This is a genomic window from Mycolicibacterium diernhoferi (genome assembly GCF_019456655.1).
In the GTDB taxonomy this organism is placed as follows: Bacteria; Actinomycetota; Actinomycetes; order Mycobacteriales; family Mycobacteriaceae; genus Mycobacterium; species Mycobacterium diernhoferi.
The window spans coordinates 416,554-430,806 of sequence record NZ_CP080332.1 but is presented as its reverse complement, the minus strand read 5'-3'; the positions used below and the strand labels follow the sequence as shown (position 1 = coordinate 430,806).

The 14,253-nt window shown below is 70.5% G+C and carries 11 protein-coding genes; 5 read left to right on the top strand and 6 right to left on the bottom strand.

Annotation, left to right across the window (positions count from 1 at the left end; genetic code table 11):
• Nucleotides 1-177 precede the first annotated feature (177 nt).
• Nucleotides 178-1,128 carry a TIGR03564 family F420-dependent LLM class oxidoreductase gene (locus K0O62_RS02015; RefSeq protein WP_205870833.1) on the bottom strand — a complete coding sequence of 317 codons (951 nt, stop codon included), beginning with the start codon at nucleotides 1,126-1,128 and terminating at the stop codon, nucleotides 178-180.
• A gap of 15 nt (nucleotides 1,129-1,143) precedes the next feature.
• Here K0O62_RS02015 and K0O62_RS02010 point away from each other — a divergent pair, with 15 nt between their 5' ends.
• The gene (locus K0O62_RS02010; protein ID WP_073855450.1) at nucleotides 1,144-2,268 is read left to right on the top strand and encodes a TDT family transporter; all 1,125 of its coding nucleotides are present in this window, start codon (nucleotides 1,144-1,146) and stop codon (nucleotides 2,266-2,268) included.
• A gap of 150 nt (nucleotides 2,269-2,418) precedes the next feature.
• Here K0O62_RS02010 and K0O62_RS02005 read toward each other — a convergent pair whose 3' ends face one another.
• Nucleotides 2,419-3,726, bottom strand: coding sequence for an acetyl-CoA C-acetyltransferase (locus K0O62_RS02005; RefSeq protein ID WP_073855449.1), 1,308 nt, complete (start codon nucleotides 3,724-3,726; stop codon nucleotides 2,419-2,421).
• Nucleotides 3,727-3,772: 46 nt separating this feature from the next.
• Between K0O62_RS02005 and K0O62_RS02000 the strand changes: the two genes are divergently transcribed.
• Together K0O62_RS02000 and K0O62_RS01995 are read left to right on the top strand one after the other, a co-directional pair.
• Nucleotides 3,773-5,125 carry a 3-oxoacyl-ACP reductase gene (locus K0O62_RS02000; protein WP_073855448.1) on the top strand — a complete coding sequence of 451 codons (1,353 nt, stop codon included), beginning with the start codon at nucleotides 3,773-3,775 and terminating at the stop codon, nucleotides 5,123-5,125.
• Nucleotides 5,125-5,967, top strand: a complete 843-nt coding sequence (locus tag K0O62_RS01995; RefSeq protein ID WP_073855447.1) for a MaoC/PaaZ C-terminal domain-containing protein — start codon at nucleotides 5,125-5,127, stop codon at nucleotides 5,965-5,967. Before K0O62_RS02000 ends, K0O62_RS01995 begins: the two co-directional genes overlap by 1 nt.
• Before the next feature lie 51 nt (nucleotides 5,968-6,018).
• Here the strand turns inward: K0O62_RS01995 and K0O62_RS01990 are convergent, their stop codons facing one another.
• The gene (locus K0O62_RS01990) at nucleotides 6,019-6,621 is read right to left on the bottom strand and encodes a TetR/AcrR family transcriptional regulator (RefSeq protein WP_073855446.1); all 603 of its coding nucleotides are present in this window, start codon (nucleotides 6,619-6,621) and stop codon (nucleotides 6,019-6,021) included.
• Between the two features lie 18 nt (nucleotides 6,622-6,639).
• Complete coding sequence (locus K0O62_RS01985) at nucleotides 6,640-7,797, bottom strand: glycoside hydrolase family 3 N-terminal domain-containing protein (protein ID WP_073855445.1); 1,158 nt, start codon at nucleotides 7,795-7,797, stop codon at nucleotides 6,640-6,642.
• A gap of 162 nt (nucleotides 7,798-7,959) precedes the next feature.
• On the opposite strand from K0O62_RS01985, the gene K0O62_RS01980 reads away from it, so the two are divergent.
• Both K0O62_RS01980 and K0O62_RS01975 read left to right on the top strand, forming a co-directional pair.
• Nucleotides 7,960-8,133: a DUF2613 domain-containing protein gene (locus K0O62_RS01980; protein WP_067990124.1), complete on the top strand. Its 174-nt coding sequence runs from the start codon at nucleotides 7,960-7,962 to the stop codon at nucleotides 8,131-8,133.
• Nucleotides 8,111-12,319, top strand: a complete 4,209-nt coding sequence (locus K0O62_RS01975; protein WP_207550983.1) for an alpha-(1->3)-arabinofuranosyltransferase — start codon at nucleotides 8,111-8,113, stop codon at nucleotides 12,317-12,319. The genes K0O62_RS01980 and K0O62_RS01975 overlap by 23 nt, the downstream gene beginning before the upstream one ends.
• On the opposite strand, the gene K0O62_RS01970 is transcribed toward K0O62_RS01975, so the two are convergent.
• Both K0O62_RS01970 and K0O62_RS01965 read right to left on the bottom strand, forming a co-directional pair.
• Nucleotides 12,291-13,358: a PDR/VanB family oxidoreductase gene (locus K0O62_RS01970; protein ID WP_073855444.1), complete on the bottom strand. Its 1,068-nt coding sequence runs from the start codon at nucleotides 13,356-13,358 to the stop codon at nucleotides 12,291-12,293. The genes K0O62_RS01975 and K0O62_RS01970 overlap by 29 nt on opposite strands.
• Nucleotides 13,355-14,251 carry a metal-dependent hydrolase gene (locus K0O62_RS01965; RefSeq protein ID WP_073855443.1) on the bottom strand — a complete coding sequence of 299 codons (897 nt, stop codon included), beginning with the start codon at nucleotides 14,249-14,251 and terminating at the stop codon, nucleotides 13,355-13,357. Before K0O62_RS01965 ends, K0O62_RS01970 begins: the two co-directional genes overlap by 4 nt.
• Between the last annotated feature and the right edge of the window lie 2 nt (nucleotides 14,252-14,253).

Genomic DNA, 14,253 nt, shown 5'->3' with positions numbered 1-14,253 from the left:
TCGGCGGACGCCAGAAGACATGTGGGCGGGTTCGGGAGGACTGCGGTTTCTCAACCCAGAGGGCGTCCTCATATACCTTTCGGTATCTCGCGCGGCCGGAGTTTCACCTCGTTCCGGCTCTTTGGATCTGTCACTCCCGAACCCGTCGTGCGGTCGACTGTACGCCTGTGATCATGATCACACCAGAGGTTTTTCCGCACTTTCCAAGTCCCGGTCCTGATCGCGCAGCAACGCCCTTGTCCGGTCTCTGACCTCGGGCGATCGGTCGAAAACGACGCCCACGTACTCATGCACTCCGGCGGCGCGCAGCTCATCGAGGCGGGCGGTCACGGTCTGCTCGTCCCCGATCAGGGCGGCCTCGTCGGGCCCGGCGTAGCCCTCCCGGTCGAGCATGGCGCGATACGAGGGCAGCTGCCCGTACATCGCGAACTGTTCGGCGGCCTGGGCCCGCGCCCCGTCGACGTCGTCGGTGACGCTGACCGGCAGCGCCGCCACCACCCGCACGGACCGCCCGCCCGCCGCGGCCCGCAGCGTGGGAGCGACGTGCTCGGCGAGCGTCTTGGGCCCGGTCATCCAGGTGACGGTGCCCGCAGTGCGCCGGCCGGCGATCTTGAGCAACTGCGGGCCCAGCGCGGCGATGTAGACATCGGGCTGCGGCGCACCCGGGATCTGCAGGGCGCCGCGCGTCGTGTAGATCTCGCCGGGGGCGTCCGCCGGTTGGCCGGCCAGCAGCGGCAGCAGCCCGTCCAGGTACTCGTTGAGCCGCCGCACCGGTCGATCCCACGGGATGCCCCACATGCCCTCGGTGACCGCGGCATGCGTCATCCCCACCCCGAGCGTGAAACGGCCCCCGGCAACGAGGTTGAGCGTCAGCGCACGCTGCGCCAGCTGCATCGGATGCTGGTTCTGGATCGGCACCACCCCGGTGCCCACCTCGATGGTGTCCACCTCGCGCATCGCCACCGCGAGCACGGTCAGCAGATCCGGCTCGTACGGCATCTGCGTCATCCAGATCCGACGGAAGCCCTCGTCGCGGTAGCGCGCGAAGTCCGACACGACACGATCGATGAGGGGGTCTGTCGCCGAACCGGCGAGGGAACCCAGGATGCTGATCTGCATGCCAATCATGATGCCCGGACGAGCATGACCGAAACCGGAACACGACTGGGAAACTTCGGCCCGAACTGGTTTTCCTCGGTGATGGGCACCGGGATCATCGCGGTCGCCGGGGCCACCCTGCCGCTACAGCCGCCGGGCCTGCGGGTGTTCACCGAGATCGTCTGGGTGGCCGCCGCGGCGCTGTTGGTGGTGCTGATCGTCGCGGTCAGCGCGCAGTGGTTCCGGCACCCGACGGTGGCCCGCGGGCACGCCCGCAACCCGCAGATGGCGCACTTCTACGGGGCGGCGCCGATGGCGCTGATCACGGTCGGCTCGGGCACCATGCTCGTCGGCAAGGACCTGATCGGGCAGAGCCTGGCCGTCGACATCAACTGGGTGCTGTGGTCGGCGGGCACCATCGGCGGGCTCTACACCGCGGTGTCCATCCCGTACCTGATGTTCACCCAGCTCAACGTGGGACCGGACGCCGCGTTCGGTGGGTGGTTGATGCCGGTCGTACCGCCGATGGTGTCCGCCGCCTCGGGCGCGATGCTGATTCCACACATGGCGCCGGGCACCGGCCGGACCACGATGTTCTACGGCTGTCTGGCGATGTTCGGGCTGTCGCTGATCGCCGCCTTGATCATCATCACGATGATCTGGAGCCGGCTGGCGCTGTACGGCACCTCGGGGACCGCGCGCGTCCCCACGCTGTGGATCGTGCTCGGCCCGCTGGGCCAGTCGGTGACAGTCGCCGGGCTGCTGGCCACCGAGGCGCACCTGGCCGTCCCCGCGGACCTGGCCGCCGGGATGGGCATCTTCGCGGTGCTGTTCGGGGTGCCGGTCTGGGGTTTCAGCGTGCTGTGGATCATGCTGGCCTCGGCCCTGACCATCCGCACCCTGCGTCGCGGTATGCCGTTCGCGTTGACCTGGTGGAGCCTGACCTTCCCGGTCGGGACGTTCGTCACCGGCACCACCCAGCTGGCGCTGCACACCGGGCTGCCCGCCTTCGAGGTCGCCGCGATCGCCGCCTACTGCGGACTGCTGTGCACCTGGGCGCTGGTCGCGGTGCGTACCGCCCGCGGGAGTGTGGCGGGCAGTCTGTTCGCTCCGCCCGGCTCGTCGCCGATCACCGCGTCCAAGGACGCGAGAACCCAGCCGAGAAAGTAAAGAGCCCCGTGTTGCCGTCGGGTCGGGGGGTCAGACGGCAACACGGGGCTATCCCATGTATCGGCGGTGCTCCGCGGGGCGTTACACGGATCGGAAAAGTTTCTTCGGAAAATTTTTCCGGGGCCTGTACGCCCCCGCCGAGATCGGCGGTCAGGCTTCGAGGATGGCCGTCACGCCCTGCCCACCTGCGGCGCAGATGGAGATCAGGCCGCGCACCGGCTGACCGGACCCCGTTCCCAGTTCTTCCCTCCGCTGCTTGAGCTGCTTGGCCAGCTGGGCCACGATGCGCCCACCGGTCGCGGCGAACGGGTGCCCGGCGGCCAGCGAGGAACCGTTGACGTTGAGCTTGCTGCGGTCGATGGCCCCCAGCGGCTTGTCCAGCCCGAGCCGGTCCTTGCAGTAGTCCTCGGACTCCCAGGCCGCGAGCGTCGCCAGCACCACCGAGGCGAACGCCTCGTGGATCTCGTAGAAGTCGAAGTCCTGCAGGGTCAGGCCGTTGCGGGCGAGCAGCCGGGGCACCGCATAGGTCGGCGCCATCAACAGCCCGTCGGGGCCGTTGACGTAATCCACCGCGGCGGTCTCCCCGTCGACGAAGTAGGCCAACACCGGGATGTCGTGCTCGGCGGCCCACTCCTCGCTCGCCAGCAGGGCCACCGACGCGCCGTCGGTCAGCGGCGTGGAGTTGCCCGCGGTCATCGTCGCGTCGCCGTTGCGGACCCCGAAGACCGGCTTGAGCCTGGCGAGCTTCTCGGCCGACGAGTCGGGTCGCAGGTTGTTGTCCCGGTAGACGCCCAGGAACGGGGTGACCAGGTCGTCGAAGAAGCCGCGGTCGTAGGCGGCGGCCATGTTGCGGTGACTGGCGGCGGCCAGCTCGTCCTGGTCGACGCGCTTGATGCCCATCTGCTTGGCGGTGATGGCGGCGTGCTCGCCCATCGACAGCCCGGTGCGGGGCTCACCGTTGGTCGGGATCTCGACGCCGAGGGCGGCGGGCAGCTTGCCGACCAGCTTGAGCCGGTCGAGGTTCGACTTGGAGCGGCGCAGGCTCAGCAGCACGCCGCGCAGGTCGTCGCCGAAGGCGATGGGCGCATCGGAGGTGGTGTCCACACCACCGGCGGCGGCCACCCGGTACCGGCCGCGGGCGATGCCGTCGGCGGCGGCGATGGCGGCCTGCAGCCCGGTGCCGCAGGCCTGCTGCAGATCGAAGGCCGGGGTGTAGGGGGACAGCGAGCTGCCCAGCACGCTTTCGCGCATGAGGTTGAAGTCGCGGCTGTGCTTGAGCACCGCGCCGCCGATGACCGCGTCGAGTTTCTCGCCGCGCAACCCGAAGCGGTCGGCGAGCCCGTCGAGGACCGCGGTGAACATGTCTTGATTGGAGGCATTCGCGTAGGCGCCGTCGGAGCGAACGAACGGGATCCGGTTTCCGCCGAGCACGGCGACGCGAGCATTCGTATTGGCCATGCCCCTAGGTTACCCGCAGACCTTACTCTGGAGTAAGTTAGTCCCCATGGCTTCCGACCTGTTCTCCCAAGTGGTCAATTCCGGGCCCGGATCGTTCCTGGCCAAACAACTCGGCATCCCGCAGCCCGAGGAACTCCGCCGCTACCGGCCCGGCCAACCGGCGCTGGCCGGATCGTTGCTGATCGGTGGCACCGGGCGGGTCGTCGAACCGCTGCGCGCCGCCCTGGCCGACGACTACGACGTCGTCTCGGCCAACATCGGCGGGCGGTGGGCCGACTCGTTCGGCGGTTTGGTGTTCGACGCCACCGACATCACCGAACCGGCCGGGCTCAAGGCGCTCTACGAGTTCTTCACCCCGGTGCTGCGCAACCTCGGGCCGTGCGGCCGGGTGATCGTCGTCGGCACCACCCCGTCGGATACCGCTGCCGCCCACGAGCACATCGTGCAGCGCGCGCTGGAGGGCTTCACCCGCTCGCTCGGCAAGGAACTGCGCCACGGCGCGACGGTGTCGCTGGTGTACCTGTCCCCCGACGCCGCCGCCGGGGTGTCCGGACTGGAGTCGACGCTGCGCTTCATCCTGTCCGGCAAGTCGGCCTTCGTCGACGGTCAGGTGTTCCGGGTGGGCGCCGCCGACGCGCAGGCACCCGCCGACTGGGACACGCCGCTGGCCGGCAAGGTCGCCGTGGTGACCGGCGCGGCCCGCGGCATCGGCGCCACCATCGCCGAGGTCTTCGCCCGCGACGGTGCCGCCGTGGTGGCCGTCGACGTCCCCGCCGCCGAGGAGGCGCTGCGGGAGACCGCCGAGAAGGTGGGCGGCACGGCGCTGGCCCTGGACGTCACCGCCGCGGATGCGGTGGACCAGATCGTCAAGCACCTCGCCGAGCACCACACAGGCAAGCTCGACGTCCTGGTCAACAACGCCGGCATCACCCGCGACAAACTGCTGGCCAATATGGACGAGTCCCGCTGGGACTCGGTGATCGCGGTCAATCTCGTTGCGCCGCTGACCCTTACCGAAGGCCTGGTGGCCGCGGGGGCGCTCGGCGAGGGTGGCCGGGTGATCGGGTTGTCCTCGATGGCCGGCATCGCGGGCAATCGCGGCCAGACCAACTACGCGGCCACCAAGGCCGGCATGATCGGCATCGTCGAGGCGCTCGCGCCGACCCTGGCCGAGAAGAACATCACCATCAACGCGGTCGCCCCCGGGTTCATCGAGACCAAGATGACCGAGGCGATCCCGCTGGCCACCCGTGAGGTGGGCCGCCGGCTCAACTCACTGTTCCAGGGCGGGCAACCGGTCGACGTCGCCGAGACCATCGCCTACTTCGCCAGCCCGGCATCGAATGCCGTGACGGGCAACACGATCCGGGTCTGCGGCCAAGCCCTGCTGGGGGCCTGATGTCTCAGCCCAACGGTCTGCGGAACATGGCGCGGGCGGTCGCCGGCGCGTTGCCGTTCATCCCGCGTGCGGGCGGCCTGCCCGACCGCACGGTGCACGTACCCGAACTCCGGATCGACCCGGCCAACGTGGCCGCCTACGCGGGGGTGACCGGCCTGCGCTTCGACGACACCGTGCCGTTGACGTACCCGTTCGCGCTGACCTTCCCGACCATGATGTCGCTGGCCACCTCGTTCGATTTCCCCTTTGCCGCAATGGGTTCGGTGCACACCGAGAACCGCATCACCCAGTACCGGCCGATCACCGTCAGCGATGTGCTCGACGTGTCGGTGCACGCGGAGAACCTGCGCGAGCACCGCAAGGGGCTGCTGGTGGATCTGGTCACCGATATCAAGGTCGGCCACGACCTGGCCTGGCATCAGGTCACCACCTTCCTGCACCAGCAGCGCACCAGCCTGTCCGATGAGCCGCGCCCGGAACCGCCCAAACAGCGCAAGCTCCCGCCGCCCAATGCGGTGCTGAGCTTCTCGGCGGCCCAGATCCGGTCCTATGCGTCCATCGGCGGGGACCACAATCCGATCCACACCAGCACGCTGGGCGCCAAGCTGTTCGGCTTCCCGACCGCGATCGCGCACGGAATGTTCAGTGCCGCAGCTGCGCTGGGCAACATCGAGGGTCAGCTGCCCGACGCCGTCGAGTACTCGGTGCGGTTCGGCAAGCCGGTGCTGCTGCCGGCCCGCGCGGGCCTCTACGTGGACGCACGCGACAACGGCTGGGAACTGGTGCTGCGGCACCTGACCAAGGGTTATCCGCACCTTTCGGCGACGGTGAACCGGCTCTAAAACTGTGCCGGTGGCTCCCAGCCGCGCCGGTCGAGGGGCGCGCCCGGTGAGCTAACCCTTGTCGCTGGGTTTGCCCTTCAGACCGCGCCAGAACAGGTTGATCATCAGGTCGGTGGCGTCCTGCACGTCGGCGTCCCCGGTACTCACCCGGTCCGCGATGGCCTCGCCGGCCCCCACCAGGGCGACCGCCATCATGTTGAAATCGGCGTCCGGTTCCGGGTGCCGCGTTCCCGACTGGAGCAGGCCGCCCACCAGATCGATGATCCGTTCCCGGCCCTCGCGCACGGTGTGCGCGAATGCCTGCGAGCTGGTGGCCTGGCTGTACAGCACGATCCAGGATGCCCGGTGGCTGTCGATGTAACCCAGGAATGCGCCAACGGCGTTGGTGAGCATCTCCTTCGGGCTCAGCGTGAAGTCGATCTCGCGGCGTACCTCTTCGACGAAGCGGTTCAGCTCTCGGTCCAGGCACGCTCCGAACAGCTCCTCCTTGGAGCCGTAGTACAGATAGAGCATCGGCTTGGAGATCTGCGCTTCCGCGGCGATCGCATCCATCGACGTCTCGTGGTAGCCGTTGATGGAGAACATCTGCACGGCGGCGTCGAGCATCTGCTGCTCGCGCACCGCGCGCGGCAGACGCTTCGTTCCTCCGGCCATCGGATCAGCGTACGGCGATCAGCCGCCGCAGTTGGGATTAGTGCCCTTGGACGCGGCCACCCGGCGCACCGAGTCGTCCACCCGGGACAACGGCAGCTCACCGGCGTCGACGGCCTGCTCCAGGCGGTCGAGCACGGCGGGCACCTCGGCGGTGGTGATCCACAGCGCGACGTCGGCGCCGGCCTGCAGCGACTTCAGCACCGCCGCGGCGACCCCGTACTGCTGGTTGATCGCGGCCATGCTGGACAGGTCGTCGGTGTAGACCAGACCGCCGAAGCCGAACTCGCCGCGCAGCAGGTTGTAGGCGGCCGGGCTCAGGCTGGCCTGCTCACCGCCGGTCAGCCCGGGAACCTGCATGTGCCCGACCATGACCGCGACCGGATGCTGGGTGGTCAACGTGCGGTACGGGAGCAGGTCGTCGTTCTGCAGCTCGGCCAGCGGCGGCGTGGACACCGCGCCGGTGTGCGAGTCGCCCGAGGCGCGTCCGTGGCCGGGGAAGTGCTTGAGCACCGGCAGCACCCCGGCGTCGCGCAGTCCGCGCGCGTAGGCGCCGGCGTACTCGGTCACCGTCGCCGGGTCGTCACCGAAGGACCGGTCGCCGATCGCGGAACTGTTGCCGGTCACGTCGACCACCGGCGCGAAGTCCACGGTGATGCCGAGGCCACGCATGGCACGGCCGCGCTCCAGGGCGATCTGGTAGACCTCGTCAGGGGTCTTGGTCTGGGCGAGCTGGCGCGCCGAGGGCTGGCTGCCGATCACACCGGCCAGCCGGGACACCCGGCCGCCCTCCTCGTCGACGCTGACCGCCGGCGACAGCGGGCCCGCGTCCGCGGCGATACCGGCCAGCGGAGCGCCGAGCATCGACAGATCGGTCCAGCTGCCGATCATGATGCCGCCGACCTTGTACTCGGTCACCGCCGTGCGGGCGTCGGCCGCGCCGGTCACCCCGACCATCAGCAGCTGGGCCAGCTTGTCCCGGGTCGACATCGAGGCGATGTCGCAGCCGGGCGCCGGGGCAGCGGGCAGCGGCAGGTCCACCGATGCGTGGGTCGGGACCGGTGCGGCACTGCTCACCGCTGCCGGTGGGGCGGTCGCCTCATCGGTCTGGGCCGGCGAACAGGCCAGCAGCAGACCGGACAGCGCGGTCAGGGCACCGAGTGCGCGTGACATCGACATGGGTCTCGAGAGTAGCTGCCCCGTCCAGCGCCGCGGGTCCACCGGCACGCCCCCGGCCGCGTACCGCCCCCGCGCCGGGCAGGTCGCCGAGCGCCAGAACTCCCGCTCCGGGGCCCCGGCTGCAACGTCAGGGCCACATTCCGTCGTGCTAGGTTTGCGGACATGGAACGGTTCGTCGTGCCCGCTGCGGCAAGCATCGTGGTCGGCCTGCTGTTGGGTGCGGCGGCGATCTTCGGCGTGACGCTGATGGTCCAGCAGGACACCAAGCCACCGGTGCAGTCGGGAGACCCCGCGTCCTCGGTGCTCAACCGCGTTGAATACGGCGACCGGGCCTGACCCGGGCGCGCCGTTCGCCGAGGTCCTGTCACGGCGTTGGCTGTGGCTGGTCGGATCCGTATTCCTGATCCTGGCGTTCTGCCAGGATCCCGGCCGCGTCGCCCCTGACACCAAACTCGATCTCACCGCCAATCCGCTGCGCTTCCTGGCGCGCGCCGCCGACCTGTGGAACAGCGATCTGCCCTTCGGGCAGGCGCAGAACCAGGCGTACGGCTACCTCTTCCCCCACGGGGCGTTCTTCCTGGCCGGCGATGTGCTCGGGTTGCCGGGGTGGGTGACCCAGCGGCTGTGGTGGGCGCTGCTGCTCACCGTCGGGTTCTGGGGGTTGCTGCGGGTCGCCGAGGCTCTCGGCATCGGCAGCACCACGTCGCGGGTCATCGCGGCGACCGCCTTCGCGCTGTCCCCCCGGGTGCTGACCACGCTGGGCGCCATCTCCTCGGAGACCCTGCCGATGATGCTGGCGCCCTGGGTGTTGCTGCCGGTCATCTACGCGATGCGCGGGGACGACCGGATCCGGCTGCTGGCCGCCCGCTCGGCGGTCGCCGTCGCGCTGATGGGCGCGGTCAATGCGGTGGCCACCCTGACCGGGTGTCTGGCCGCGATCATCTGGTGGGCCGCGCACCGCCCCAACCGGCAGTGGTGGCGGTTCACCGCCTGGTGGGCGCTGTGTACCGCACTGGCCATCACCTGGTGGTCGGTGGCCCTGGTCATGCTGGGCCGGATCAGTCCACCGTTCCTGGACTTCATCGAATCCTCCGGCGTCACCACCCGCTGGCTGTCGCTGACCGAGGTGCTGCGCGGCGGCGGCAGTTGGACGCCGTATGTCGCCCCCACCGCCACCGCGGGATCGTCGTTGGTCACCAGTTCGGTCGCGGTGCTGGCCACCACCCTGGTCGCCGCCGCCGGGCTGGCGGGCCTGGCCATGCGGAGCATGCCGGCGCGGGGCCGGCTCATTCTGATCCTGTTCGTCGGCATCACCGCGCTGGCGGTCGGGTACTCGGGCGGGCTGGGTTCGCCCATCGCCGCGCAGGTGCAGTTGTTCCTGGACGCCGAGGGCACCCCGCTGCGCAATGTGCACAAGCTGGAGCCGCTGCTGCGGCTTCCGCTGGCGCTCGGTCTGGCGCATCTGCTGGGCCGCATCCCGCTGCCCGGCACGGTGGCACGGCCGACGTGGGTGCGCGCCCTCGCCTACCCCGAACGCGACAAGCGGGTGGCCGTCGGGATCGTCGTGCTCACCGCACTGGCCGCCGCGACGTCACTGGCCTGGACGGGCCGGCTGGCCCCGCCGGGCAGCTTCGAGGCGATCCCCGGGTACTGGCACGACACCGCGGCCTGGCTCGACGAGCACAACGCCGAGCGGGGCCGGGTGCTGGTCGCGCCGGGGGCGCCGTTCGCGACGCAGGTGTGGGGCAACAGCCATGACGAACCCCTGCAGGTGCTGGGCCACAGCCCGTGGGGGGTACGCGACTCGATCCCACTGACCCCACCGGAGACCATCCGCGCCCTCGACGCCGTGCAGCGCTTGTTCGCCGCCGGCCAGCCCTCCGCGGGACTGGCCGATACCCTTGCCCAGCAAGGTATTTCGTTCGTGGTTGTGCGCAACGACCTGGACCCGGACACCTCCCGGTCGGCCCGCCCCATCCTGGTGCACCGGGTCGTCGACGGGTCCCCCGGGCTGACGAAGGTCGCCCAGTTCGGCGAACCCGTCGGCCCCGGAACCCTGGAGGGTTTCGTCACCGACAGCGGACTGCGCCCCCGCTACCCGGCGGTCGAGATCTACCGCGTCGAGAACGCCCAGCCCGCACCGTATCTGACCGACCTGGACGCGATGGCCCGCGTCGACGGCGCCCCGGAGGCCCTGTTGCGCCTCGATGAGCGCCGGCGACTGAACGGCCTGCAGCCGCTCGGGCCGATACTGCTGACCGCCGACGCCGAGCGCGCGGGTGTGCCGGCACCGCTGGTCACCGTCACCGACACCCCACTGGCCCGGGAAACCGACTACGGCCGCGTGGACAACCATTCCTCGGCGATCCGCACCCCGGAGGAACGGCGGCACACCTTCAACCGGGTGATGGACTATCCGGCCGGTACCGACCCGCTGTACGCGCGGTGGACCGGCGGACGGATCAGCGTGTCCAGTTCGGCCGCGGATTCGACTGCGCTGCCGAATGTCTCACCGTCATCGGGGCCGGCCGCCGCGATCGACGCCGATTCCTCGACCAGTTGGGTGTCCAACTCCCTGCAGACCGCGATGGGCCAGTGGATGCAGGTCGACTTCGATCATCCGGTGACCAACGCCGCGGTCACCATCACCCCGAGCGCCACCGCCGTCGGGGCCCAGGTGCGCCGCATCGAGGTTTCGACGGTGAACGGCACCACCACCTTGCGTTTCGAGGAGCCCGGCAAACCGTTGTCGGCGGCGCTGCCGTTCGGTGAGACGCCGTGGATGCGGATCACCGCGGTCGGCACCGACGACGGCTCCCCCGGCGTGCAGTTCGGCATCACCGATCTGAGCGTGACCCAGTACGACGCGTCGGGCTTCGCCCACCCGGTGGCACTGCGCCGCACCGTCGACGTGCCCGGCCCGCCCGCCGGTGCGGCGGTGGCGCAGTGGGATCTGGGCTCCGATCTGCTGGGAAGGCCTGGGTGCGCCGAGGCGCCCGACGGCATCCGGTGCGCGGCCACGATGGCCCTGGCGCCCGAGGAGCAGGTCAACATGAGCCGCACCCTGACGGTGCCCGAGGCCATCGAGGTGACGCCCACGGTGTGGGTCCGGGCCCGGCAGGGCCCGCGACTGGCGGATCTGATCAGTACCCCCGGAACGACCCGCGCCTTCGGCGATTCCGATCTGATCGATGTGCTCGGCTCGGCGTACGCCGCCACCGACGGCGACGTCCGCACGGCCTGGACGGCACCGCAGAACAATGTGGCACTCAAGAAACCCCCGACCCTGACGGTGGCGTTGCCCGAGGCCACCGAGGTGGCGGCGCTGCGGCTGACGCCGAGCACCTCGGCGCTACCCGCCCATCCGACGATGGTCGCGGTCAACCTCGGTGCCGGGCCGCAGGTGTTCCGGCTCGACGGCGACGGGCCGCACACCCTGGCGCTGATGCCCACCGTGACCGACACCATCGAGCTGTCGATCCTGGACTGGACCGACGTGATCGACCGCACCGCACTGGGATTCGATCAGCTCAAGCCGACCGGCCTGGCGGAGGTGACCGTGCTCGACGCGGCGGGCGCGCCGATCGCGCCCGCCGACCCGGCCGACCGTGCCCGCCCGATCACGCTGCCGTGCGGCGCCGGCCCCATCATCGGTGTCGCCGGCCACTTCATCCACGCTTCGGTGTCCACCACCGTGGGCGCGCTGCTGGACAACGAACCCATCGCCGCGAAACCCTGTCGCGCCGAGCCGCTCACGCTGCCGCAGGGCCGGCAGGAGCTGCTGGTCAGTCCCGGTGAGGCGTTCTTCGTCGACGGCATCGAGCTGGCCGGCCCGCGCGCGGGTGACCTGCGTCCTGCCCCGATGGATCCCGCGCAGACCGGCCGGTGGGCAGCCGATCACCGCGAGGTCGACGTGACCGCGACCGACCGCGACCGGGTGCTGGTGGTCCCCGAGAGCGTGAACACCGGCTGGGTGGCCCACACCGAGGACGGCACGGCGCTGCAGGCGATCACCGTCAACGGCTGGCAGCAGGGCTGGGTGGTGCCGGCGGGCACCAGCGGCCGGCTCACCCTGGCGTTCCCGTCCAACACCGTCTACCGGATCGGCCTGTTCGGCGGCCTGGCCCTGCTGCCGTTGCTGGCGGTGCTTGCCCTGCTGCCGACTCGGCGCAGGGTCGAGGGCATTCCGGTGTCGCCCTGGGCGCCGCGGCCGTGGCTCGCCGCAACCGCCGCGTGTGCGGCGGGTGCGCTGATCAGCGGGGTGCCCGGGGTGGCGGTGGTGGCCGCGGCGATCGGTGTCAGATACCTGCTCCGGGACCGCGACCGTGCGCTGCAGGCGGTGACGGTCACGACGGTCGCGGGCGGCCTGATCGCGGCCGGCGCGGTGCTCTCCCGCGGGCCGTGGCGCTCGGTGGACGGGTACGTCGGCCACTCGGTCGGCGTGCAGTTTCTCGCGCTGCTGTCGGTCGCCATGCTGGCGGCCTCCACGGTGTCTACAGATCGAGCACGAGACGAGAAGTGACTGAACGGGATACGCAGGCCAGCATGGAGGTCTCGCGTTCGGTGTCGGTGAGCCGGCTGTCGCGGTGTTCGGGGGTGCCGTGCAGCACCCGGACCCGGCAGGTGCCGCAGAATCCCTGCCGGCAGGAGTAGGCGGTGTCCGGCCGCTGCCGCACCAGGGCGTCGAGCAGCGTTTCGTCGGCCGCGACACCGAGGACCTGCCCGCTGCTCGCCAGTTCGATCTCGAACGGCTTCCCGTCGCGCACCGGCGGTGCGCCGAATCGTTCGAAATGCAGTGCCGCGGCGCCTGACCGGTCGAAGTTCCGGCGCACCGTCTCGATCATCGGCGGCGGGCCGCACACGTAGACCGCGCCCCGTGCGGGTGTGCGCCCCAGCAGATCGTCGGCGCCGGGCACCCCGTGCTCCTCGTCGAGGCGGATCGTCACCCGGGACGGGTCCCAGGAGGCGATCTCGTCGAGAAACGGGATGGTGTCGGCGTTGCGCCCGCAGTACACGAAATGCCAGTCGGTACCCAGCCGTTGCGCGGCGAGCACCATCGGCAGGATCGGGGTGATCCCGATGCCGCCGGCGATGTAGAGCGCCCGCGGATAGGGGACGAACGGGAATCCGTTGCGCGGGCCCCGCACGGTGACGGTGTCGCCCACCGACAGTGCGTGCATCTCCAGTGAGCCGCCGCCGCCGGCCGGAATGCGGCGGACCGCGATCCGGTAGCGCGAGCGGTCCTGCGGGTCGCCGCACAGCGAGTACTGCCGCCGGCGCCCGGACGGCAGGTGCAGATCGAGGTGGCCGCCGGGCTGCCAGGCCGGCAGATCCCCGCCGTCGGGCGCGCGGAACGTCAGTGCCACAACGTCATTGTCCCGGGCGACGGTGCGGCGGTCGGCCAGCACGAGGGTCATCGGTTCGTCGGCGGCCCGGACGGCCCGGCGCCCGTCGTACCCGGACCGGCTGACCGGGCGCAGCCAGAACCGGTCCAGCACGGTGGCCACCAGATTGATGGCACGGTCGTCCAGTGGTGCGCCGATCGGCGGGACGCGTTTCACGGCAATGCGGGCCGGGTGGCCGGCGAGGAGGCCAGGTAGGCCACCGCCTGCGCGGTGTCGCCCACGTCGCCCGGCGTGTAGCGCGGCCGGAAGTACTGCAGCGCGCGCCACACGATGAGCACGAAGGACGGCGTCAGGCCCTTGCGCGCGGAACGGAACAGGCTGCGCCACACGTGTTTACGCTTGCGCTGTGACCAGTTCAGATTCGGGTCGACACGCAGCAGGAACCGTATCCCCTGCCAGATCAGGTACAGCAGCACCGGCCCCACCACCATCTGCGCCCGGGCCCGGCGCACGTAGCCGCCGTCGAAGTGGTGCAACACGTCGTGCGACACCATCCGGTGTTCGACCTCTTCGGCTCCGTGCCAGCGCAGCAGGTCCACGACGGTGGGATGCGCGGCGGCTTCGTCGAGCCCCTCGGCATTGAGCACCCAGTCCCCCAGGAACGCGAAGATGTGCTCCAGCGCCGCGATCACCGCGAGACGCTCGACGAGGTAGTTGTGTGCCTTGTCCCCGCTGACCGTGCGCGGGCCGAGCAGGTTGCCGAAGACGTAGTCGGCGCGGGCGATCATCGGCGCCGGGTCGATCCCGTGCCGGGCCAGATGGTCGTTGAGGCCGGCGTGCGCGTTGGCGTGCTGGGCCTCCTGCCCCATGAAGCCGATGACGTCCTCACGCAGCTTGCCGTCGCCGATGTGGGGCAGCGCCTCCTTCAGGACGGTGATGAACCATTCCTCACCGGCGGGCAGCAGCAGGGACAGCGCGTTGTAGAGGTGCGTCGCCACCGGGTGGCCGTACACGTAGTGCGCGGGCACATCGGTCAGGTCGAACTTCACGGCGCGGGCGTGCAGCGCGATCGCCGCCCCGTCCGGGGTATCCGTGTCCAACAGCTCCATTC